Source organism: Streptomyces sp. NPDC104367 (assembly GCF_055583825.1).
Genome location: NZ_JBVJND010000050.1, coordinates 34808 through 56033 on the forward strand (window position 1 = coordinate 34808; position 21226 = coordinate 56033).

Consider the following 21226-nt stretch of genomic DNA (forward strand, 5'->3'; position numbering starts at 1 on the left):
CGGGAGGGGGCGGCACCCCGACCGGACACCCCATCAACTCCCCCACCATCGAAGGGACATCCGATGACGACGAACAGCGCGCAGGCCGCCATTCAGGCCGAGATCACCGCACTCGCCGAGCGGCTGTGGACCCCCGGTATCACCCATCTGTCGTTCGTCCTCCCGGTGCGCGGCCACCTCGGCACCTACGGCGTACGGGCCGCCGGTCGCGGCTGGATGGGCATCCCCGCCGTGGCGTACGCGCCGGTTGACGGCAGCCGCCTGCGGCTCGCCGAGTTGCTCGCCGCCCTCACCACCGAGCACGCCGACTGTGACGCCCTGGCCGTCGAGGACGGCAGCCGCCGCGCCCGTCTCGCGCTGTACCCGGCGCCCGGCCAGCGCGAGGACGCCCGCCAGGCCGCCTACCCCACCGGCACGATCCTGGAGGACCCCGAGGACCGCCGGGCCCGGGTCGGCGGCCGGATCGTCGCCCAGTTCCTGCACCTTCAGGCCGGACTCACCAAGGGCATGGTGGCCCAGCAGGGCGCGGAGCTTGTCGCGCTGCACCGCCGTCTGACCGGCGAGACCGGCAACGAGACTCAGGCGACGATGATTGCGGACACCGTGGCCAGCGTGCTGCACCACGCCGACGGATGGGTGAAGGCCTCCACCGTGCTGGACCGCGCCTTTGGGATCCACTGGACGGCCCTCACGCCCAAGGTTCGCACCGAGGCCCCGCAGTACGGCAGCGACACCCGCAGCCGGGACGCCCTGGCCGGGACGGTCGCCGCCCTGTTCGCGGCGGCCGCCACGCACGACATCGCCGACCAGGAGATTGCCGACAGGGCAGAGACCGACTTTCTCGACGAGGTCGAGGACGCCCGATGGGAGGCCGTCCACGCCGCCCGCAGCTGAGCGACAGTGACCAGGCCCCGGCCAGCCAGGCCGGGGCCGCGCTTGCGGCGGTTCCCGCCACAAGCGGGAGCCGCCCGGCGGCCGGCCCCCACCGGCTCCGGGCGCCGGCCCCTGCGGCCCGAAACGTAAACGGGCCGACGGTTCACCCCCCGAAGGGGGCGACGGCATCCGTCGGCCCAACCCCATCAACCCCGCACCCGAAGGGCGAGCGTCGATGATGTACCGGAGTGTAGCGCGGCAGCCCATACCGGCGGCCCGCAGCAGCGCAGACCAGGAGTGTGACCCCCGATGATCCCCCAGGGCCGAGACGTGCGGACCGAAGCCGACGTTGCCGAGGCACTCGGCATCCCCCTGCACACGTGGCGCCGCAAGGAACGCGCGACGTTCGAGACGAGGGTGACCCGGGTCAACCCCGAGGAGGGGCGCGTACGGCTCTACGACGCCGCCCAGGCCGACGCCTACACCAACGGCCGCCCGATCCCGCCCGGCCCAGACCTTGAAGCCGAGCACGGCGACGACCTGTTGACCGACAAGGAGGCGGCCGCCGTCCTCGGTGTCGACCCGTCCACCGTCCGCAGCTACGCCGCCACCGGCTACCTCCCCGGCGGGGTCGAGGAGCACGGCCGCAGGTGGCCGCGCCGCGACGTCACCGCCAGGAGCGAGCAGGGCGACCAGCGCGAGCACCCCGGGGAGACCGGCGCCGGTCGACCCCGCAGCACCGCAGAGCGCCCCAACCGAGGCCGCGCCGGAGGAGCCCCTGACCCGCGCGTCGCCGAGCTCGCCGACGAGCTCGCGCGCACCGCCGACGCGTCGGGACTCACCGGCGCCAAGGTCGCCGAGCGGTACGGGGTCAGCAGGACGACCGGCGCGAACATCCTGCGGGCCGCACGCGAGCGTGTGGCGGCCGAGGGCTGACCCGCCGGCCCTCACCCCATCCAGTGGTGTGATCGCGCGCCAGCGGCCAACGCAGCGCCGCGTGCGGCACGGTGAGGAGATGCACCGCCGTTTCCTCCCCCTCGTTCTGGCCGTGGCCGCAGTGTTCGCCGTCCCCGGGTGCGTGTCGGTGAGTCCCGACATCACCCGGCCGCCCAAGGCGCCCAGCCTGGCCCCCGCCGCCCTGCGCATGGTCCCCGTGCCCGCCGTCGAGGAGAACGCCGCCCGCGCCCTGGACGACCCCCAGCCGTCCGCGCGGACCGAGCTGGTCGACACCGCCCCGCGGCCCCCGCACCCCCACCACGACCGACGGCACCACGAGGCGCCCCGCCACACCGAGCAGCCCGCACCGGCCCACCGACGGCACCCAGACCACCCCCGCGCCGTCGACCCGCGCCCGACGTACCGCCACCAGGCACCCCGGCCCGCACCCCGACACCGCGCCCAGCCACGCCCCCAGCGTCGGACGCCCAACGCCGGACCGGCCGGAGGCGTCGACATGCGGACACTGTGCCGTGCGGCCGCCGACCAGCAGGTGAACCCGGGGATCGTCAGCATGTGCCACAACACCTACGGGTGACCTGACACGCCGCCATCGTGGCCGGCGTGTCATTTGATTGCTGTTACGAACCGCTGTAAAGTTGTTCTTGTTCGGGAGGGACGGCACCCCCCGGACACCCCATCAACCCCCGCGCACGAAGGGACAGCTGTACATGAACGAGCACCAGGAGCAGCACCAGGACCACGGAGACGACCTGTTGAGGGACGGCGATTACCTGGACGGCGAGGACACCCACGAGCGCGCCATTCCGCGCATCACCGGCATCCCCCGCCAGGGCCGCGCCGCCGCCCCGCTCGGCCGGCGCGCACCCCGCCAGCGCGACCGCCGCGACCAGTAAGGCCCACGCGGCCGGGGGCGCGCCACGCCCCCGGCCCGCCGCCCCCTTCGCTCGAACCCCCAGGAGAACCCGTGATCTTCCTGTATCTGGTCGCCGGAGTCGTCGTCAGCTTGTCGTACGACGTCATGCCCACCGACGGCCGGTTTGACCTCCAGGCCGACCCCTCCCGCCGCCCGACGTCGGGTGAACTCTCCGCCGCTGTCGCCCTGTGGTGTCTCGCCGTCGCGGTGTGGCCCCTCATGGTCGTCGCCCGCGCACTCACCGCCATGCGAGACAGGCGCACCCCACGACAGTACGAGCCGGGGACGGACATCCCGGGACAGCGCCGCCGAGTCGAGGAGGCCCACCCGCACCGGTAGCCAGCCGGAACCCGCGACGCACCAGAACAGGGGGCGCACCCGATACGGGGGCGCCCCCCCAGTGCGTCCGCGGGTTTCGTTGTGGTGTGTGTGGGGGCGCTGCCCCCACGCCCCCGGCCACCAGTCCCAGAGGGGCCCATGGTCGGTCGGGTGCGGGCCGGTGGTGGGTCGGCGGGGAGGGGGTCCCTCCGGTCCGGTCGACCCTCCGCACCATGCCGCACGGCCGCCCGGGGCGCAACGAAAGACGTGTTGCACCCCGAACGACCGCACGGCCCACCGTGAGTGCCGCCCAGACCGGAGGGACCCCCTCGGCCCCCGCCTTGCGCGAGGACGCGCCGAGGCGGACGGGGGCTCACCCACCGTCGGCGGCCGCCCCTTCGGGCGACATCCGACACGGCGTCACGTCTAGCGTGCACACGCTAAGTTCCTGGGAAGATTCCCCGAAAAAGGTCTCTGACCTGCGGAAACGCGAGGTGTGTCATTTGATCTGTGGCACGACATGCTGTAAAGTTGTTCTTGTTCGGAGGGGGCGGCACCCCGAAGAACCCCCACCAACTCCCCACCACACGATAGGAAGTGCGCGATGACCACCACCGCGACCGCCACCATCCCGACCCAGCAGGTACAGCCGCAGACCTCGGCCAACACCGAGCACGGCAGCCGGATCATCGCCGCCCTGGAGGGCGCGTGGGCCGCGATCCGCGCGGCTCACCCCGAGGTGCCGCAGGTCGTCATGATCACCGGGACCGGCCGCACCACCACCGGCATCAAGTGGGGGCACTTCGGAGCCGACTTCTGGACGGTCGAGGAGGGGGCGAAGAAGGGCCGTGCCCCCGAACTGTTCGCGGGTGGCGAGCTGTTGAGCCTCGGCGGCCGCCGCACCATGCAGACGCTCATCCACGAGGCCGCCCACGCCGTCGCTCACGTCCGGAAGGTCAAGGACACCAGCAGCGCGGGCCGCTACCACAACCGGCGGTTTGCCAAGATCGCCGAAGAGCTTGGGCTCACCTCCCCGACGCAGCCCGAGAGTGTGCGCGGTTTCTCGGACTGCCGCATCACCGACGAGACCGCCAACCGCTACGCCGCAGCGATCGAGGCCCTGGACATCGCCCGCCTCCCGTACGTCCACGACCCGTTGGCCATCAGCCTCGGCGGCGGCACCGACCGCCCCATCGGCGGCGGCACCGAGGGCGAGGACGACGACGAGGGGAACGGCGAGGAAGGGCAGCCGGGCAACGGCGGCACCGAGGAGCCGGAGCCCGTGGCGAGGCCCGCGAAGCGCCCGCCCACGCGGTTCCTGGTCATCTGCGGATGCACCAAGCCCGGCAAGGACGGCACGCCCGAGCCCGCCCGCCGCATCCAGATCAGCCGCGCCTCATGGGAGTTCGGCCAGGAGGACGGCGACGACGACGGCGGGATGATGTGTGGACGCTGCGGCCAGCCGTTCCGGAAGGCCCAGGACGACAACGACGCCGGGTGACACAACCGGGGCGGCTCCCAACGGGAGCCGCCCCTTGGCCCAGCGGACAGGCCGGCGGCGCGGGCCGCAGCGCGCAACCGCGACGACCGCCCCGCAGGCTCCGCCCCGCCGCTCGCCGCAGGTCACGGGCCCTGCGATCGAGCGTCGATCCCAGAGACTTGGCCCCGCCGGCCGCGCCGACATCCGGGCGGCCCCGGCCGTGACACCACGTCAAACAGCGCCCACAGGCGCCGCGTCGGACGACACGCGCAAGAAAAGTGCAGCACTGACGTGATTACCGCAGCACTAATGTGGCATGATCACGGGCCATGAAGGATCAACAGGGCCGTGGACGCGGATTGCCGCGCGGGACGAGGTATGCCGCCCCGACCTACGACCCGGCCACGGGCAAGCCGTACCGTCCGGGAACCCACTTCGATCCAGAGACCGCAGAGAAGCTGATCAGCATGTGCGAGCGGCTGAACCTGTCGGTCTCGGGCTTCCTTACGGAGCTTGTTGCCGCTGTGCAGGTCGATCCCGAGACCGGTAAGCCGGTTGGGTGGCCAGGGGCCGTGACGTTGCGGGAAGTCCCGAAGTTGAAGGAGGCCGGATGATCTAACCGGCCGAGCATGCGCCCGGACTTCCTACCCGGACGCGCGTAAGGCCCCTAAGCCGGGATCTCAGCCCTCCCTCGGTTCGCCAACCAGAGGCCGAGACCCCTCACAACCTCAAATGAGCACGTAGCGAGCTGTTGGTTTCCTAGGCCAACGGCGGGCTTTCGTGCTCCCTCTGACGCCGAGGAGCGTTGCCATCGTAGCAGCGAGCCACGGTGGCGGTAGAGGCTTGCCTCAGACCGGTGTGTCATCGGCGCTTTATCAACAAAGCGACCTTTTTACTGCCATCGCCACGCCCGCATTCCCCCCTGGGACCGTAGGACGGCCAGGGGTTTCTAGCGTGCACACGCTAGAAACGGTGCAGGCCAGGAACCTGACGCGGTTCCTCGGCGTGCTGTCTCCGCGTGCCCGCGTACGGGCCGCCATGGGGACGCCCGGCGCCTGGCAGAACGTCTACCCGGACACCGTGGCGGTAGCCGAGGTGGACCCGGACCGGCCAGTTGCGATGTACCTCACACGCGTCGCCCGGGGCGCGTACCGCTTCACGTTGGTTGCGCTGGACTGCGACGCCAAGCGCGTGCCCGCCGCCCAGGCCGCCGCCGACGCCGAGCTGTTGGCCTGCGCCGCCCGTGCCGAGGGCATCGAGCCCGTGCCCACCGAGTCCGGCCCGAACGGCGGCCGCCACGTGTGGATCGGGTGCGCCGAGGGGGTGCCCGTCGCCACGGTGCGGAGGATCGCCCGCGCCGCCCGCACCCTGTGCCCGTCCGTCGACATCGCGCCCCTGATGAACCCGAAGGCCGGCGCGGTCCGCCCGCCCGGCGCCGCCCACCGCCTCGGCGGGCACAACGAGTTGACCGCACACACCATCGAGCAGGCCGTGAAGGCCCTCGGCTCCGCCTCGGCCCCGGCCGAGGCGTTCGAGCGCCTGGCCGCCCGGCTGGAGTCGATGGCCGCCGCCCGCACCGTCGAGCGGCCCACGAGGACCGCCCCGGCCGCCGTCGACCGCCGCCGCGCCGCCGAGGACGACGAGCACCAGGACGCCGCCGTACCCCCGTCGATCCAGCAGCGCGGGCCGATCCAGCGCCCCGTCATCACCGACGCCGCCGGGTGCCCGCAGCTCGCCGTACCGTGGCGCCCCCTCGGCGAGCGCGCCATGAAGGGGCTCCGGCGGAAACTGACGCGCCATCACGACCACTCGCAGCAGGCCCATGCCCCCGCCCGATCCATGGCCCTGGCCGGATGGACCCAGGCCGAAGGTCTCGCCGTGGTGCGCGACGCCCAGTCGTCCCCTGCGCTGGAATGGCTCCGCAGCGAGCGCCAGCCGGACGGCACCCGTGCCCCCCGCGCCGAGGAGGACACCGCCCGCCTGTGGGCCCGGGTGTGGTGGCTCGCCGTCCAGGACGCCGCCCGGATGCCCCGCAGGCCCGAGGACGACGGCGGCCGCCACGAGCGGACCGAGGCCGAGGTGGCCGTGGCCGATTTGTTCGCCCGGATGCGGGCCGCCGGCCCCGCACGGTGGGGACGGGAGTCCGGCCCCGCAGACGCCGCGATCCTGGCCGCCGTGGCCTGGCTCATGCTCACCTCCGGCACCACCGACGTAAGCGCCAACGTCCGCCGCCTCGGCGTGCTCGCCGGGTACAGCCGCCAGACGGCATCCCTGGCCTTGTGGCGTCTCTTCCGGGACGGATGGCTCAGCGTCACGGCCGAGGCCGACCGCAGGGCAGGCAGGGCCCGCCGGGTGACCCTGGCGACCGAGCACCAGTGCCCCGACCACGACGGCCACCGATGCGCCATCTACCAGGCCCCCGATCACGTTCCACCAGCTCACCCGGGGTCGGACAGAAGGCGGAACGCCGCCGCGCCCCCCACCCCCCACAACCTCTCCGTCGACCTCCCGGCCCAGCTCCGGACCCTCATCACCCACCAGCAGGCAGACGTCTGGCACTCCCTCGGCCACCACGCGGCCCGCACCCTGAGGGAGATCCAGCAGCAGGACCGTCCCACCCTGGCCCACCTCACCACCGCCACCGGCTACGGCCGCCGCGCCACCCTCCGGCACCTCCACCAGCTCCAGGCCCTCCAGCTCGCCACCACCGCCCGCCCGCGCCGAGGAGAGCCCACGTACGCCGCCACGGCCCGCCCGCTGTACGAGGCGGCCCAGGAGACCAGGACGGCCGGACGCGTGGCCGGCCTGGCCGTGGACGCGCGCGTGGACCAGGCCGCGCACGAGTGGTGGGCGGCCGAGGAGGAGTGGAGCGCGCTGCCCCGCGCCGAGAAGCGAGCCCGCGGCCCCCGCCCCGGCCCGGACCAGATCGTCATCCCCGGCCTGGCCCCCGGGGCCCGCGCCTACCCGCGCCGCCACGGCGGCCGCCCCGACCACCGCCGCGCCCGCCAGATCGAGGCCCAGCGCATCAACGCCGCCGGTCTGCTCGCCCACGCCCAGCAGCTCGCCCAGGCCGGACACCTCATCGACCCCGCCCACCTCAGCGCCGCCGGAGCCGAGCAGCCCCAGCCCCGACGCCGCACGCGCCCCGTCCTCCCCGCCCGCCAGCACTGCCGACACTGCCATGCCGCCCCCGGCGAACGGTGCGTGACCTGGCGGGGCACCCCGGCCGCCGAGTGGCACGCCGCGCGCCGGGCCGCTGCCGAGGAGGAGGCCGCCGAGGCCCCGGCACGCGGAGGGCAGCAGAACAGCGCGTGAGCCGCCCGGACGCGGTAGAGTCGCCCCCACGGCGGAACGGAGCCGGGCACCCCGACCACCACGGCGGAGAAGCCCAGGAATCGCCCCGCCGGACCGGCAGCCCCAGCCGAACCGCCCACCGGGCGGACGCGCCGGCCCCCGCACAGCGGGAGCCCGCCAAGGCCAGGGAAACCTAGCGTGCACACGCTAGAACTGTCGTCACGGGCACCGCCCGCCCGCAGCGGCCGCAGCCGCCGGGGGCGGAGCCCCCGAGCAGGACCAGCCGGCGAGAAGCCGCCCTCCCCCACCCCGGAAATTGGCGCCCTCTTGTCAACGGCTAATTTCTGGAATACTAGAAACAGTAATCCGGAAATGATAGGCTGAGGTCATGACGGAGACCACCGAGACGAACCGCGACCCCTACGCGTACGTCGTTGACGGCCGCGTGCCCGCCGCCCCGTACACCGGCCGCCTGGCCGAGGCCGAGGGCCGCATGGGCATCGACGGCACGGCCACGCTCACGGTGCGGGTGCACGACGCCGGCCAGCACGGCGTCACCCGCCGCGAGGCCGCCGAGCGCCTGGCGTGGGGGTACGGCGTCCGCACCCGCCGCGTGTACGCCGACCTGTTGGCGGACCGGCTGGACCGGCACGCGCTCCGGATCGAGGGCGACCCGCTCGCCGTCGCCCGGTTCGCCGCCGACCTCCCCGGGTTGCTCGCCGCCATCGAGGCCGCCGCCACGGCGATGATGCGCCGGCTCGCCGGATGGATGCGCGACTCAGCCCACGGCCAGCGCTGGACCGAGTACCACGGCCCGCAGGACTGGCGGACCGAACGCCGGTCCTGGCGCCGCGCGTTCATCCGGCACCTGGCCGCTTTCGTCGGCCCCTACGCGCCGCAGGTCGACGCGCCGATGCCGGATTGGTCCGAGAACTGGTTGGGCATCCCGGCCCGGATCGCCCAGGCCACCGCCCGCACCATCGACACCAGGGCCGTGCGCGACCACATGGCCGAAGCCCTCATTTTCGCCCAGGCGGTCACCGCCGAGCCCCGCATCATCGAGCCGACGCCGGAACCGCGCACCCGGTACGCCAGCGTGTACGACGCGATCAACGCCCCGCAGGAGTACAGCCAGGAACTCGGCGACGTCGTGACCACGTACGGCCCCGACCCGGACGCCGGCACCGAGCTGGACACCGCGGCCGCCGTCGCGGCCGAGGACGACGAGCGCCAGGCCGAGGCGGACGACCAGGTGACGGCGGCCGCCGTCGAGGCCCGCGCCGAGCTCACCGAGCCGACCACCGCGCCGCAGGTCAGCGCGTTGCCCACGGACCACCCGGCACCGGATCGAGTGGCGGCCGCGCCGCGGATTGTCCGCCGCCGCCGTCCGTACGGCAGCATCAGGACCCACACCCGCCCGCAGGCCCGCGCCCGGGGCCGGCTCAGGCCGCCCCAGCGGCCCGGCCCGGCCGCCCGTCCCGCCAGCACCACCAGGAAGGCCGCCCGCCCGTGACCACAAACGACAGCCAGCCGACCGACGACCCGTTGGCGCACCTGTCGAACCGGCTTGCCGGCCTCGGCATCGAGATTCCCGGCATGCCCGCGCGGGAGGCGGCCGGAGAGGCCGGCGAGGAAGAGGCGCCGCACGGCTACTGGCCGGAGCCGTGCGCCAACTGCGGGAAGCTCATCCCCCGGGCCAAGCCGGCCGGCGCCGGGCGACCGCCGGAATACTGCGACAGCACCTGTCAGAACGAGCGCAAGGCGGCCCGCGCCCGCGAGCGCAACGCGCCCGGCCTGCCGGGGCAACTCCTCCGCGTCGAGGAGACCGTCACCAGGATGGAACAGGTCGCCGCGGACATGCGGTTGGAGCTGTCGAAAATCAACAGCCCCGAGGGCATCGAGGCCCGTCTAGCGGCAGCCCGCGCAGCCAACGCCAACGACGTGGCACAGGCCAACCAGGAGACCGTACAGGCGAAGGCGGACGCCGCCGCCGCCCGCTCGGAAGCCTCCCAGGCCCGCGCCGACCGGGAGGCCGCCGAGGCCGCCGCCGCCCGCGACCGCACCGCGCGCGAGGCCGCCGACGACGCCCGGGAAGTCGCCCAGCAAGAGGCCCGCGCCGCCGAGCGCCGCCGGGACCAGGCGGAGCAGAAGGCAGCGGACGCCGCCGCCGCCCAGCAACTCGCCGAGGAAGAACGCGCCGCCGCCACCGACCGGGCCGAGCGTGCCGAGCACGAGGCCGCCGAGGCGATCGAGCAGCGCGACACCGCCACCGAGCAGCGCGACGAGGCACGCCAGGACGCCGCCGCCGCTCAGGCCCGCGCCGAAGCCGCCGAGCGCGAACGAGCCCGCGCCGAGGAAAGGGCCCGCGATGCCGAGCGCGCACGCGAGGCCGCCGAGCGGGAACGGGACGGCGCCCGCCAGGACGCGGCACAGGCCGCCGCCGAGGCGTCCGAGGCCCGGACGGCCCAGCAGCTCGCCGAGGAGCGGGCCCGCCGGGCGGAGACGGAAAAGGACGAGTTCCAGGCCGGATACACCCAGGCTCTCGCGGACACCAAGGAGGCCAAGCGTCAGCGCGACGAGGCCGCCGGCCAGACCACCGAGGCCAACCGGCAGCGCGCCGCCGCCGAGGAGCGCGCGACCAAGGCCGAGGAAGGCCGGACGCAGGCGGAAAACCGCGCGGACCGGGCCGAGGCGCGCGCAGAGCGCCGCATCGGCGACGCCGAGAAGCGCCGGGACGACCTGGCGGCCCAGCTCGCCGCCGAGTCGACCGCGCGGCAGCAGGCCGAGCAGGGACGGGCGGCCGCAGTCCAGCGCGCCGACGACGCCCAGGACCGCGCCGAACGAGCCGAGAGGGACCGGGACGAGACCGCCCGGCAACTCGCCGAGGCTCGCACCCAGCTTGCCGCCGCCCAGGCCCGCGCCGAGGCCCGCGCCGAGGCGGAGAAGTCGGCCCAGGGCAAGGAGCGCAAGCCGGCCAGGCGAGGCAGGAGGCCGGCCGAGGAGGAGGCGCCGCCCGAGCCGATTCCCGGGCAGACCGCCGTACCGCTGTCGAACGAGACCGACGAGGAGCCCACCACATGAGCAACCCGACCGTCACCCCCGTCCCGTTGCCCGCCCCGCTCCGAATCCTCCAGGCGGACGAGTACGACCGTGCCGTGAAGGCCGGCGTACGCGCGGCCCGCTCTGTCAGGCGGGCAACCGTCGAGGAGATCACGGATGCTGTGCTCGCCGAGTTCGGTCTTTTCCCGCCGCCCATCGAGCCGGACGAACTTGACCCGGAGTGCTGCACCGCTCAGTGCCTCCCCTTCGAGCCCGAGACGGGCGACGCACACAGCCTCGGCCAGTGGCAGCAGTGCGGCGACGAGCCCGGCCACGACGGTGACAAAGCCACGACAACGCCGAGTTCACTTGGAGCGATGGCCGACCCGGCACCGTACCCGCCCGTCACGGGACGGCATGACGACGAGCACCAGGCCGTGAATCGTGCCCCCGGACGAGCACCGGGGGTACTGCCATGCCCGGGAGGAATACACAGCGCTGGGGCGCCTGAAAAGGGCATCCCGGGGCCGCACTTTTAGCGTGTGCACGCTAGCCCCTGTGCGGCGGCCGGCACCGCCTCGGCCTTGCGCCATGGGCCGGGCCTGAGCGGGGGTCCCTCCGGAGGGGCGGCAGGGCTCGCCCCTAGCGCGCCGTGCGTCGGGGTGTCCAGGATCTTGACCGCTTGCGGCGGCCGTAGGCCGTCCTGGACGCCCCGGCGTGCGGTGTGCTGGCCTCCGGTGCCGCTCCTCCGGAGGGACCCCCCGCGACCCGCGACCACCCCCCACCGGCCCGCACCCGAAAAACAGGGGGCCCCTCTGGAAGGTGGCCGGGGGCGTGGGTGGCGGAGCCCCCACACCACCACCCAACCACCCGCACGGAAAACCCCGGCGGAAAGGGGGACCGGTCAGTATTCGTAGCCGTACCGGTCGTACTGGTCGTCCCCGTCGTCGTCCGACCAGGGACCGCGCTCCGACTCAGGCAGTCGAGGAGCCGTGCCGTCAGCCAGCTCGCGCAGCAGCCGAGCCGCGCCGGCCGCGTCCGAGGGCGCACGGTGGTCCCCGTACGGGAGTTTCTGCCAGGTGTAGTTCTGCCAGTACGGATGCCACTGCCCGTACCACTCGGCGTACGGATGCATGAGGTCTGCCCAGCGCGCCCGCCCGAGCCACGTCCGCGTGTACTCCACCGCCTCGGCGCCGACCAGGCCGACGACCGTACGCGCGTGCCGGTGCACCTCCCGGGCGATGCTGTGCAGGTCATACCCGAGGTTGTAAACCACGACCGTGCGCCCGTGGATCGCCCGCCCCAGGGTGTCCATCACGTCTGAGAAAACCGGTGCTTCGGCCTCGGCCAGAACGTTGGTCGTGATGCCGTGCACCTTGACCGCGCCCGCCGCCAGGGGCGCCCGCGGATCGACCAGAGACGAGAGCACCGGACGGCCGTCACTGTCGCACAAGCCCAGTTCCAGGACCCAGCGGTGAAGGTCGGTGGACTCCGTGTCGAGCACTACGACCGGCCCGGAGTCGAGCACGGCCGCCGCCCACTCCTGTGGCCCGAGGGGCGTTGTCGGCAGCACCCCGGGAAGGGTTTCCCGCAGGACGGGCGCGAGCGCCGGCAGATCAACGGCGGCCCACGCCTCGGCACGGAACCGGCCGCAGGGGGCACACGTTCCGGTCTCCCCGACGTCCGGCCGGCCGCCGTCGTTCACCAGCTCGCCGCAGTCGAAGCACCGCCACGCATGCAGGACGAACCGAGCCCTTGTGAGCGCCGCGAGCTGGGCAGGACTCGCGACCCGCTTAGGCCGGGCACCCCGCTTGCGGAACAGAGGCGCGTATCCCGTCTGCCCGTAGTACCGCCAGTACGCGTACGCCTGCGGCCGCTGCCGAGGCGAGACCGCCAGGCCCTCCCGCTTGAGTTGGCGAGGAGTGAGCAGGCCCGGGGGAAGGTCCCAGAACCGGTACACCGCCCGGCCGCGATACGTGCCGTACACCTTGTGCCCATCGGCCGCTTTCGCAGGCATTGAGAACCCCTTTCCGATTGCCCGTCGCCAGGGATATTACACAGTATCCACGCGCAATAAACGAGCATTAGGATTCGACCACAAGCCCCGGAATTTGACCTTTCCGCACGGAATGCGTTCTAACTACCTTGTTTAAATGCGCTCCGATTTATCCACCCGCTTCCCGGTTCTATCCATCGCCCAGAAGCGTGGCGATGGACTCGCGTGCAATCCGGCCCACGGTATAGATCTGTTCCTGAAGTTCGAGCCTGCGCGCTCGCGCCCGCTTGGACCGCGAAGGCCGTAGGCCGATGAGGTTTTCTTCCCGGAGAGACCTCACCGCCGGCTCGCTCACCCGGTAGGCCGCGAGCCGTGCGACGTCGACCACATCGGCGGCAATGTCCAGCATCAGTTTCGCGCCGAAGCGCTCATTCGGGGAGCCCGTCCTACGACCCGAAAGCCGCTGCGCCTGTGCTTCCTCGGCAGTGAACGGAGGCCAGGGGCCGGCCAGGTCCGGCAGCGCGAGCCTGGCACGCATCGCCGTTTCTGCGAGCTGTCCCATCCGTGGCCACAGGTCCGGCCGCAGCGTCAGCAGGGACACCCGAATTTCCTCGGGTGTCGGCTCGCTTTTCGGCAACCCAAGACGCTGCCTTTGCTCGGCAAGCCACTGCCATTCGGCGAAGTCGTTTTCTCCAGCAAGCGCGGCCAATCCCTCAGCATGCAAGGGATGAAGCCACACGAGCGTGTTGACCTTGGCGACAGCACTCATCATCTAACTACCTATTTAGATAGCAGACCCTTCCGGCACTGCCGCGAAGCAGGCCGGAAGGGTGCGGGTTGGAAGGTGGTCAGGATGCGTCCGAGGACGAAGGGGCAGAGGCGGAGCCCGTGGTTTGTTCGGTGTCGGACCGGACCCGACGGGTACGTGAACCCTTGGGCCGGCCTTGAGGCCGCCGGGTGGGTTCTTCCGCCCCCATACGACGGAGTTCGTCCGGGCTCCAGCCCGCAGCCGACGCCGCCGCGTATGCAGCGCCGTACGACTTGTCTGCGTCATCGAGCAGTGTTTGGAGCCGCTTGCGTTCGGCGATGGCCGAGGCCAGGGGTTTGATCACCTCCAGACGTGAGGCGAGCATGTTTTCCGCCGTGGTCAGCATGGGTGACGTGGTGTCGTCGGAAGGTGTGGTCATGGTCGCCATGGTAGCGGCCGGCGCCCGCCGCGCACACGAGATCTTCCGCCGTCAGGCGACTTGCGGTCGAGGCCCCGGGGATGCTCCCCGGACCCCCAGTCGCGGCGAAGCCGCGAGCCGCCCTAGAAGCCCGGCACCCCAGCCCAACTACCCTCCTACGTCGGAGTCGGAGCAAGTTAGTGGTTATTGTTCCAATAACTAGGTACGGCGGTCCCTGCCTCGCTATGCTCGGCGCATCGGGGCTGCCTTTTCGGTCCGGGCACGGACCGACGGTTGGGGCTGTCCCTCGAACGGGAACAGGGGAAATGACCAGCGACGCACCACGCGCCCGCCGCCGTGAACGACGATCCGACAACCCGCGCACGCACCGCGTGAACCTGGCCTACAACGACGCAGAGTTGGCGATCATTCTCATGGCCGCTGTCGCAGCCGGCTTGAAACCTGCTGCATACGCCGCGCGTGCTGCACTCGCTGTCGCGAAGGACGAGGTGTCCCCGGTGCCGGTCGACCTGAAAGAGCGATTGCGGATGCTGAACGATGCCCGGGTGTCCGTGGACCGGATCGGCACGAACATGAACCAGATTACTCGCGTACTCAACTCCAACGGTGTGGAGACCCCGGAGCGGTTTGACGCCGTCCTGGAGCGTGTAGAGCGAGCCGTCCGGAGGCTGGACGAAGCCACCATTGCCGTGATGGAAGGCTTGGAGTGATTCCGAAGAAGGCGAAGCCCGGCGCTCGCACTGCCGGGTTGCTGTACTACCTGTACGGGCCAGGCCGGGCGAACGAGCACACCGACCCCCACATGGTCGCCGCATGGGGTGGCGGAGTGCTGGACCCGGCACGGAGTTCCGGAGCGACCATCCCGAGCCTGGCCATGTTGCTGGACGCTCCGGTTTTTGGGCTCGAAGGCAAGGCGCCGGATCAGCATGTCTATCACGTTCCGGTACGACTCGACCCAGGTGACCGGATCTTGACGGATGAGGAATGGGGGGACGTTGCGCGCGAGATCATGGACGCCTCAGGTATCGCGAAGAAGGGCGATGCCATGGGCGCCCGATGGGTGGCCGTTCGGCACGCCGATGACCATATTCACATCGTGGCGACGCTTGCCCGTCAGGACGGTCGAGTACCCGATGTACGACGGGACATGGTCAGGATGCAGGCCCGTGCTCGGGAACTGGAGATCCGTTATGGACTCCGGCGGCTGAAGAGCGGCGACAAGACCGCGAACCGGTGGCCAACGACTGCGGAACTGGAGAAGGGGAAGCGCATGGGCCGCACGGAGCCGCCCAGGGTGACCCTGCAAGCGAGGGTCAGGAAGGCCGCAGCCGGCGCCCGATCCGATGCCGATTTCTTTACCGCCGTCGAACGCGCGGGACTCCGGCTCAAGAAGCGCACCGCGTCCGACGGGAACGTGACCGGCTATGCGGTAGCCCTGCCAGGCGACCGCACCGCCGGAGGCCGAGCCGTATGGTTTTCCGGCAGCCAGCTTGCCCCCGATCTGTCCCTTCCCCGAGTTCGGGAACGCTGGACCGGTGTGCCCGCCTCGGCCTTGGTTGCCAAGGCCGGGAAGATCGAGAGCCGCGCCGCCGCATGGCAGCTTGCCGCCGAGCACGTGCACCAGGCCGCTGCCGTCCTCGGCCAGGCAGGCAACGAGGCCGGGGCCGGGGAAATGGTCGCCCTGGCCGACTTCCTTTCAACCTACGCTGCCGAGGCACCCGCAACCGTTCGTGACGAGCTACGGGACGCAGCCCGCGCGTTCGAGCGAGCCGGACGCGCCCCGACCAGCCGCCGTATGGACAGCCAGGCGAGCGCCCACCTGCGGGCAGCCACCCAGCTACTCACCATGGGGGCCGCCATTGCGGCGGGCGGAGGAGAAGCAACCGCGGCCATCGCCGTTTTGGTCGCAGTCGCCCTGGCCGTCGCCGCCGCGATGACGTGGCACCAGGCAGCCCAGCACGAGGCACAGGAACGCGCGGCAGCCCAGGCCGGCACTCACCTTCGTGCCGCCACCGAAGTGGCCCACGGCGCGAGCGCAGGCACCCGCACGGGGCGAGGACACCGGAGCACCTGGCAGCGCACGACCATGCAGCCCGGCGGACCCGCTCTTGTCGAGGCGTACGCGCCCGTCGTGAGAGAGGCCATCCCGCACCTTGCGGAAACCGTCCTCGGCGAGGCCGCATGGCCAGCTCTGGCCGCCACACTCCGGCAGGCCGAAAACGCCGGATACAACCCGGCCCGCGTACTCGCCGAGGTCACCGCACTGCGCAGCCTCGGCGACGCGCAGAGCACGGCCGAGGTACTGGTGTGGCGACTGCAACGGCGGATGGACAGCGACACACGCAGCAACTCCAGCCAGCTCCAGGAACAGACCCCGCAGACGCCGACCACGCTCCCCGACACGACCGGCGCCACCGGGGACGCCCGTCCACCCGCTCCGCCGACGGAAAAGGAGGAGGACGACGGCGAGGAGACCCCCGCCGCACCGACCGCCCCGCCACCTGTCCTCGGTCGAGGCCCGGCGGCCGAGGCCACACCCCTCGGCGGCCCCGACGTGCCGACGTTCGGCGAAGCCGTGCGCCAGGCCGTCCCGGCGTACGCCACCGCAGTACTCGCCGACGCCGCCTCGGCGACCCTCGCGGCCTACCTCATCAGGGCGACGCACGAGGGACACCAGCCAGCGGAACTACTCGCCGAAGTAGCAGGCGCCCACGACCTGGCCGACGCCCACAGCGTTGCCCAAGTGCTCGCCTGGCGGTTGAAGGGACGGTTGGGACGCGACGGACAGTCAGCCCCGCTCCCCCGCGCGACCGGAAGGACGACCGAGCCGACACCGACGAGGCCGAACACGGGCGAGCGAACAGCCGCAGAGCGGGCGGCCCAGGAGGCGGCACAGCAGCGGAACCAGGCCCGTGGAAGAGGGCGGTAAACCGGATCCCCGTAAGGCAGTCCGGAAGCCGAAAAGGCCGCGTGTCGGTAGGTCTCAGGAGCTAGCTTCATAGGTACGAGAGCGAGCGAAACGAGGACATCATGACGCCACAGAACGAGAGGTTCGAATGAGCGACAGCACAGCTTTCGAGCAGGCAGCCAGCCACACCGGGCAGACTGCCGTCATTGCTCTGCAAGTTCTCGTCATGGCGGCCCAGGCCCTGCGCGAGCACCAGGAGCGCGAGGCGGCCCGAACAGCCGCCGCCCCGGCCCCCGCCACCGAGCCCGACAAGCCGCCTACACCCGACCCCGTACAGGATCCGGACCGGGACCGGTACGCCGAGATGGTCCGGGACATCGTGGAGCCGTCCGCAGTCGCCGAAGCCATGGTGAACGCGCCGCAATGGCCCCGGCTCGCGGACGAACTCCGGCGACTGGAAAACTCCGGGGTGGACGTACGCCAATTCCTTACCGACGCCACGCCCGTGATTGCGCGTATCGACGCCGACATGCGCACGGGAGCGCAGAACCCCGGCGTCACGGCCACGGCCACCACACCCCGCGACCCGTGGGCGACATCTGCCGACGACACCGGCCGCGACCGCGAGGGCCCCAGCCTGGCCGAGCGCATCGTGGAATGGGTCAAGAAGTTCGTAGAGGCCGTCAAGGAATGGTTCAAGAAGGTGACCGGCCGGGGCGATGACTCGGCCCTCGGCGACCGCGAAAAGGGTCTCGTCAGGCACGGGGGCACCCCCCAGGAAAACGCTCGACTCGTGATCACGGCGCGCGAGGCCCTGGCCGACGAGAAGCTGTTGGGCCAGTTGGTCACCTCCCGCGAGTGGCCAGCCATCGCCGAGCAGATGAAGACGCTCCGGGCGGCCGGACACGACCCGCGCGAGGCCCTGGCGGGCGTGCCCGCTCGGATGAGGCAGGCCGCCGACGCCGGCATCAGTCTCAGCCCGGCCGAGGCCGCCCGCGGGTTGCTCAACGACCAGGCGAAGGCGCCCGTTCCGGCCCGCACCGTCACGGCGCCGGCACCCGCCAGCAGCGCCCCGGCCGCCACCAAGGCGGCACCGGCGAGTCCGGCCCGTGCGGCGTACGCGGCGGGGCGCGCCGCAGCGGCCAACGCGCAGTCCACCACGGCCACCCCGGGAGCCAGCCCGGCCCCCGGCCCGCAGGCGTCCACGACAGCCGCAACCCCGGCCCCCACCCAGGTACACGGGCGTACGCGCTGACGCGCACACGGAGGACAGAGACCGATGGAGATGAACTCACGCACGCCCGCGCCGGGCGGCGGCACCGAGCCCGCCCGCAGGCCGCAGCGCAACGCCACGAGCCAGGCCGGGGACAGCGGCGCGGGTGCCCCGGAAGCGCTGCGCCTGGCGGCCGCCCTCGGCCGCAGCAGCGCGGATCACGAGGCCCGTGCTGACGCCGCCCTCGGGGAGGCCGACGCGGCCCGGGGCCGCGCCGGGGCGGCCGATGCCGGGGGCGACCTCGGTACGGCGAACGCCGAGTGGAGCGACGCGGCGGGGTTGGACGGGCTCGCCGCTCATGAGGCCACCACGGCCGGAATCGAGGCCCGCGCCGCTGCGGCCACGGCGACTTCCACCACCGTGCCGGCTCCCGCCCGAGGAGGCGCCACGGGCGGGCCCGCAGCCACAGGGCAGGGCCGGGGCCAGGCGGCGGCCGCCGCTTCACCGCCGCGCCGCGCCGTCCAGTAGCCCGCACATGCCAAGGGCCGGAGAGGAATCCCTCTCCGGCCCTTGGCGTGCACACGCTAACTCTAGGAGGTCGCCGGTTCCGGCACGGCCTCGGCGGCCGCCGCGCGACCCGGCAGCGGTTCCGCCGGAGGCACCGGCAGATCGGTGTGCTGGTGCCGCTCCGGGTTGGTCATGCAGCCCCCGAACGGACCGGAGGCATCCCGGAGTTGGGCCACCATCGGATCGAGGTGGTCACGGTGCCACACGGACGGCCCGGTACGGCCGCAGGTCTCCGGATCGGTGAGTTCCTGCCAGGCCAGCCACGCGGCGTGAAGCCGGGCGATTGCCGCCGGGTGCGCCCACCAGCTCGCGCACCAGGTCGCCGACGAGGAGACCTCGGAGAGGTACGTGGGCACCAGCAGGTTGGCCACCCAGTCGGCGAGCGCGGCCAACTCGGTTTCGTACTCGGCACCCGCCAACCGCAGGATGAACGGCGGTGTCTTGGGCTTTTCTTCCTTTTTCTCTTTGCCGCCGTCCTGGCCTTTCTCCCGCTGCCGGGCGGCATCTGCGGCGAGCTGGTCGACCACGCTGGTGTTGTGCTCCAGCTGAGTGGCGAAGCCGGTCACGGTGGCCCGCAGGTCTGCGACGTCCTCGGCGACGGCATCCAGCGTCGGGGTGTCCTCATTCATGCGTCGATCACCTTCCGAGAGGCCCGCTCGGCGATCCGGCGGGTTTCTGCCTTGGCTGCCGCCGTCCGCTCGGCCGCGCCCGGTTCGAGGTACCAGGGCCGCAGCCGGATCATGGCGACCCGTACGCCCGTCGCCAGCAGCAGAGCCCGCCCCTTGGGCAGCGCCCGGATTTCGGCGGCTTCCATGACCCGCTCGCGACGGCGCGAGGTGCTGACGCTGCGGCCGGCCGAACCGTGGCTCACCGAGGATTCGTGGACCTTGTGGTCACCCACGAGACGGCTGACGTCCTCGGCGAAATCCGCGTCGTCCAGGCCGCTGCCCAGGGCCTTGACCGTGGCGGCCGACCACAGCGCATCCATGCCCGCCTCCCCCCACACCCGGACGCCCTGGCGGTAGCTCTGGAGGATGGTCAGGGGGACGATGCCACGCGAGCCGAGGTGCGAGTACAGGTCGGGGAGATCCTCGATCCGGCACACGTTCGCGGCCTCATCGAGCACCGCGACCAACGGGGCATCGAGCCGCCCCCCGGCCCGCTCGGCGGCCGCCATCGCCGCCCGGAGCACGGCATCGGCGGCCGCCGCGATGACACCGGCCGCCGATCCGCCGCCGTCCTTGGACAGCAGATAGAGGGTGTCCCGGGTGCGCACGAACTCCGACGGCCGGAACTCCCGGGCCCCGGCGTCGGGGGTGACCCACGCCAGGGTCTCCGGGTCGAGGAGGCAGGCGACGCACTGACGGGCCGTCTCATAGATGCCGTCCCGGGTGTCCGACGCGCCTGCCACGGTGCTTGCGAGTTGCTGGGCCAGCGCCTCTTTCCGGGCCGCCTTGAGTGCGCTGACCGGCCCTCGGTCCGAGGGGGTGGACAGCCAGGCCAGCACGTCCGCCACCGAGCCGTCCGAGACGGCAGCCGCGTGGAACAGGGCCGTCAGCAGGTTCTTTGCGGCACCCATCCAGAAGTCACCGCGCGACTTCTCATCGGTGGTCGCCGCGATGAAGTGGCTTGCGAGCCGACCGGCCCCCTCGATCGTCCGGGCCCCGGCGAGCATGTTCCACCACAGCGTGCGGTCGGCGTGCGTGATGCCCTGCGGGTCGATCGTCCAGACCGTCCCCACCAGGTCCCGCTCAGCTTTGGTGACGTTGTAGACCTCCCGTTCACCGATCTTGTTACTCGTGAACAGGACGGCGCCCGGCGCCCGTTGGACGGCGGGGATGGCCAGCGCGGTCGACTTGCCCGAACGGGGCGCCATGATCGCCAGAATCACGTCTTCCCACGACGCCCGGAGTTCGGGGCCGTGCGGCTGGTCGAGGTTGCCGAGCAACACCCCCGTGTCATCCGGCGGCAGAGTCGGCGTCTGCCCGTCGTCGTCCAGTGAGGGCCGCAGCTCACGGGCGCGTGCCGCCATGGCCCGGGGCGACAGGGGCGCCATCTCCCGCAGGCCGGCCAGGCCGGGCCGGGCGGAGAACCACCGACGCCAGACGTACCAGCCGCCCGCGACGAGGAGCGCGAGCACCAGGACCAGGAGCACGACCATGCCGACTGCGGCGGCCGTCGCGTGCCCCGGCCACAGGGCACCGGGGCCGTGGTCCAGGAGGCGGAGCACGGACTTGAGCGAGGAGTCGGGCCAGGCCCAGCCGCCGCCGACGACGGCGACGCCGAGGGTGCCGCCCAGGCAGCCGGCCAGGTAGAGCCCTCCCCCGCCGAAGATCACGCCCACAATGGCCGCGGGGGCGGCAATGCCGCCCCCGGACCCTGCGTTGTCGTTCACTCGCTCACCTTCCGCCGCATCGCCTTGTCCGTGTCGTACAGCTCGATTTCCGCCTCGGTCAGGTCGAGGCGGGCCGGGGCCCC

The 21226-nt window shown here is 72.3% G+C and carries 20 protein-coding genes; 15 read left to right on the forward strand and 5 right to left on the reverse strand.

Annotated elements, in window-relative coordinates:
- The first annotated feature begins 63 nt into the window (after positions 1-63).
- The 11 genes from ACZ619_RS42605 (at position 64) to ACZ619_RS42655 (ending at position 11416) form a co-directional block, all read left to right on the forward strand.
- Positions 64-894: a hypothetical protein gene (locus ACZ619_RS42605; RefSeq protein WP_469611210.1), complete on the forward strand. Its 831-nt coding sequence runs from the start codon at positions 64-66 to the stop codon at positions 892-894.
- A 309-nt stretch (positions 895-1203) separates the two neighbouring features.
- A complete protein-coding gene (locus ACZ619_RS42610) occupies positions 1204-1809 on the forward strand; it encodes a helix-turn-helix domain-containing protein (RefSeq protein WP_469611211.1) in 606 nt (201 codons plus the stop codon).
- A gap of 79 nt (positions 1810-1888) precedes the next feature.
- Complete coding sequence (locus tag ACZ619_RS42615; protein ID WP_469611213.1) at positions 1889-2407, forward strand: hypothetical protein; 519 nt, start codon at positions 1889-1891, stop codon at positions 2405-2407.
- A gap of 133 nt (positions 2408-2540) precedes the next feature.
- Positions 2541-2726 carry a hypothetical protein gene (locus ACZ619_RS42620; protein WP_469611215.1) on the forward strand — a complete coding sequence of 62 codons (186 nt, stop codon included), beginning with the start codon at positions 2541-2543 and terminating at the stop codon, positions 2724-2726.
- 71 nt (positions 2727-2797) lie between these two features.
- The gene (locus tag ACZ619_RS42625) at positions 2798-3085 is read left to right on the forward strand and encodes a hypothetical protein (RefSeq protein ID WP_469611217.1); all 288 of its coding nucleotides are present in this window, start codon (positions 2798-2800) and stop codon (positions 3083-3085) included.
- 583 nt (positions 3086-3668) lie between these two features.
- Positions 3669-4565 (forward strand): hypothetical protein, encoded by an 897-nt coding sequence (locus tag ACZ619_RS42630; RefSeq protein ID WP_469611219.1) that lies wholly within the window; start codon positions 3669-3671, stop codon positions 4563-4565.
- A gap of 308 nt (positions 4566-4873) precedes the next feature.
- Positions 4874-5158 (forward strand): hypothetical protein, encoded by a 285-nt coding sequence (locus tag ACZ619_RS42635; protein WP_469611221.1) that lies wholly within the window; start codon positions 4874-4876, stop codon positions 5156-5158.
- 340 nt (positions 5159-5498) lie between these two features.
- Positions 5499-7859 carry a zinc finger domain-containing protein gene (locus ACZ619_RS42640; RefSeq protein WP_469611223.1) on the forward strand — a complete coding sequence of 787 codons (2361 nt, stop codon included), beginning with the start codon at positions 5499-5501 and terminating at the stop codon, positions 7857-7859.
- A 367-nt stretch (positions 7860-8226) separates the two neighbouring features.
- Complete coding sequence (locus ACZ619_RS42645; RefSeq protein ID WP_469611225.1) at positions 8227-9351, forward strand: hypothetical protein; 1125 nt, start codon at positions 8227-8229, stop codon at positions 9349-9351.
- Entirely contained in the window at positions 9348-10919 is a 1572-nt protein-coding gene (locus ACZ619_RS42650; protein ID WP_469611227.1) for a hypothetical protein, read from the forward strand. The genes ACZ619_RS42645 and ACZ619_RS42650 overlap by 4 nt, the downstream gene beginning before the upstream one ends.
- Positions 10916-11416 (forward strand): hypothetical protein, encoded by a 501-nt coding sequence (locus tag ACZ619_RS42655; protein ID WP_469611229.1) that lies wholly within the window; start codon positions 10916-10918, stop codon positions 11414-11416. The genes ACZ619_RS42650 and ACZ619_RS42655 overlap by 4 nt, the downstream gene beginning before the upstream one ends.
- Positions 11417-11781: 365 nt before the next feature.
- On the opposite strand, the gene ACZ619_RS42660 is transcribed toward ACZ619_RS42655, so the two are convergent.
- The 3 genes from ACZ619_RS42660 to ACZ619_RS42670 all read right to left on the reverse strand — a co-directional run bounded on the left by ACZ619_RS42660 (position 11782) and on the right by ACZ619_RS42670 (position 14060).
- Positions 11782-12894, reverse strand: a complete 1113-nt coding sequence (locus tag ACZ619_RS42660) for a hypothetical protein (protein ID WP_469611231.1) — start codon at positions 12892-12894, stop codon at positions 11782-11784.
- 169 nt (positions 12895-13063) lie between these two features.
- Positions 13064-13645 carry a hypothetical protein gene (locus ACZ619_RS42665; protein WP_469611233.1) on the reverse strand — a complete coding sequence of 194 codons (582 nt, stop codon included), beginning with the start codon at positions 13643-13645 and terminating at the stop codon, positions 13064-13066.
- Positions 13646-13721: 76 nt separating this feature from the next.
- Positions 13722-14060 carry a hypothetical protein gene (locus tag ACZ619_RS42670; RefSeq protein WP_469611235.1) on the reverse strand — a complete coding sequence of 113 codons (339 nt, stop codon included), beginning with the start codon at positions 14058-14060 and terminating at the stop codon, positions 13722-13724.
- A gap of 305 nt (positions 14061-14365) precedes the next feature.
- Between ACZ619_RS42670 and mobC the strand changes: the two genes are divergently transcribed.
- The 4 genes from mobC to ACZ619_RS42690 all read left to right on the forward strand — a co-directional run bounded on the left by mobC (position 14366) and on the right by ACZ619_RS42690 (position 18709).
- Positions 14366-14770, forward strand: coding sequence for a plasmid mobilization relaxosome protein MobC (gene mobC / locus ACZ619_RS42675; protein WP_469611237.1), 405 nt, complete (start codon positions 14366-14368; stop codon positions 14768-14770).
- Positions 14767-16989, forward strand: a complete 2223-nt coding sequence (locus tag ACZ619_RS42680; protein WP_469611238.1) for a relaxase/mobilization nuclease domain-containing protein — start codon at positions 14767-14769, stop codon at positions 16987-16989. Before mobC ends, ACZ619_RS42680 begins: the two co-directional genes overlap by 4 nt.
- Positions 16990-17116: 127 nt before the next feature.
- The gene (locus ACZ619_RS42685) at positions 17117-18223 is read left to right on the forward strand and encodes a hypothetical protein (protein WP_469611240.1); all 1107 of its coding nucleotides are present in this window, start codon (positions 17117-17119) and stop codon (positions 18221-18223) included.
- A 24-nt stretch (positions 18224-18247) separates the two neighbouring features.
- Positions 18248-18709: a hypothetical protein gene (locus ACZ619_RS42690; RefSeq protein WP_469611242.1), complete on the forward strand. Its 462-nt coding sequence runs from the start codon at positions 18248-18250 to the stop codon at positions 18707-18709.
- A gap of 62 nt (positions 18710-18771) precedes the next feature.
- Here the strand turns inward: ACZ619_RS42690 and ACZ619_RS42695 are convergent, their stop codons facing one another.
- Both ACZ619_RS42695 and ACZ619_RS42700 read right to left on the reverse strand, forming a co-directional pair.
- Entirely contained in the window at positions 18772-19377 is a 606-nt protein-coding gene (locus tag ACZ619_RS42695) for a DUF4913 domain-containing protein (RefSeq protein ID WP_469611244.1), read from the reverse strand.
- Entirely contained in the window at positions 19374-21143 is a 1770-nt protein-coding gene (locus ACZ619_RS42700) for a type IV secretory system conjugative DNA transfer family protein (RefSeq protein WP_469611246.1), read from the reverse strand. Before ACZ619_RS42700 ends, ACZ619_RS42695 begins: the two co-directional genes overlap by 4 nt.
- Positions 21144-21226: the final 83 nt, after the last annotated feature.

Coding starts and splice junctions, on each gene's coding strand:
- ACZ619_RS42605 (WP_469611210.1), top strand. CDS start 64: ATGACGACGAACAGCGCGCAGGCCGCCATTCAGGCCGAGATCACCGCA.
- ACZ619_RS42615 (WP_469611213.1), top strand. CDS start 1,889: ATGCACCGCCGTTTCCTCCCCCTCGTTCTGGCCGTGGCCGCAGTGTTC.
- ACZ619_RS42620 (WP_469611215.1), top strand. CDS start 2,541: ATGAACGAGCACCAGGAGCAGCACCAGGACCACGGAGACGACCTGTTG.
- ACZ619_RS42630 (WP_469611219.1), top strand. CDS start 3,669: ATGACCACCACCGCGACCGCCACCATCCCGACCCAGCAGGTACAGCCG.
- ACZ619_RS42635 (WP_469611221.1), top strand. CDS start 4,874: ATGAAGGATCAACAGGGCCGTGGACGCGGATTGCCGCGCGGGACGAGG.
- ACZ619_RS42645 (WP_469611225.1), top strand. CDS start 8,227: ATGACGGAGACCACCGAGACGAACCGCGACCCCTACGCGTACGTCGTT.
- ACZ619_RS42655 (WP_469611229.1), top strand. CDS start 10,916: ATGAGCAACCCGACCGTCACCCCCGTCCCGTTGCCCGCCCCGCTCCGA.
- ACZ619_RS42660 (WP_469611231.1), bottom strand. CDS start 12,894: ATGCCTGCGAAAGCGGCCGATGGGCACAAGGTGTACGGCACGTATCGC.
- ACZ619_RS42665 (WP_469611233.1), bottom strand. CDS start 13,645: ATGATGAGTGCTGTCGCCAAGGTCAACACGCTCGTGTGGCTTCATCCC.
- ACZ619_RS42670 (WP_469611235.1), bottom strand. CDS start 14,060: ATGACCACACCTTCCGACGACACCACGTCACCCATGCTGACCACGGCG.
- mobC (WP_469611237.1), top strand. CDS start 14,366: ATGACCAGCGACGCACCACGCGCCCGCCGCCGTGAACGACGATCCGAC.
- ACZ619_RS42685 (WP_469611240.1), top strand. CDS start 17,117: ATGAGCGACAGCACAGCTTTCGAGCAGGCAGCCAGCCACACCGGGCAG.
- ACZ619_RS42690 (WP_469611242.1), top strand. CDS start 18,248: ATGGAGATGAACTCACGCACGCCCGCGCCGGGCGGCGGCACCGAGCCC.
- ACZ619_RS42695 (WP_469611244.1), bottom strand. CDS start 19,377: ATGAATGAGGACACCCCGACGCTGGATGCCGTCGCCGAGGACGTCGCA.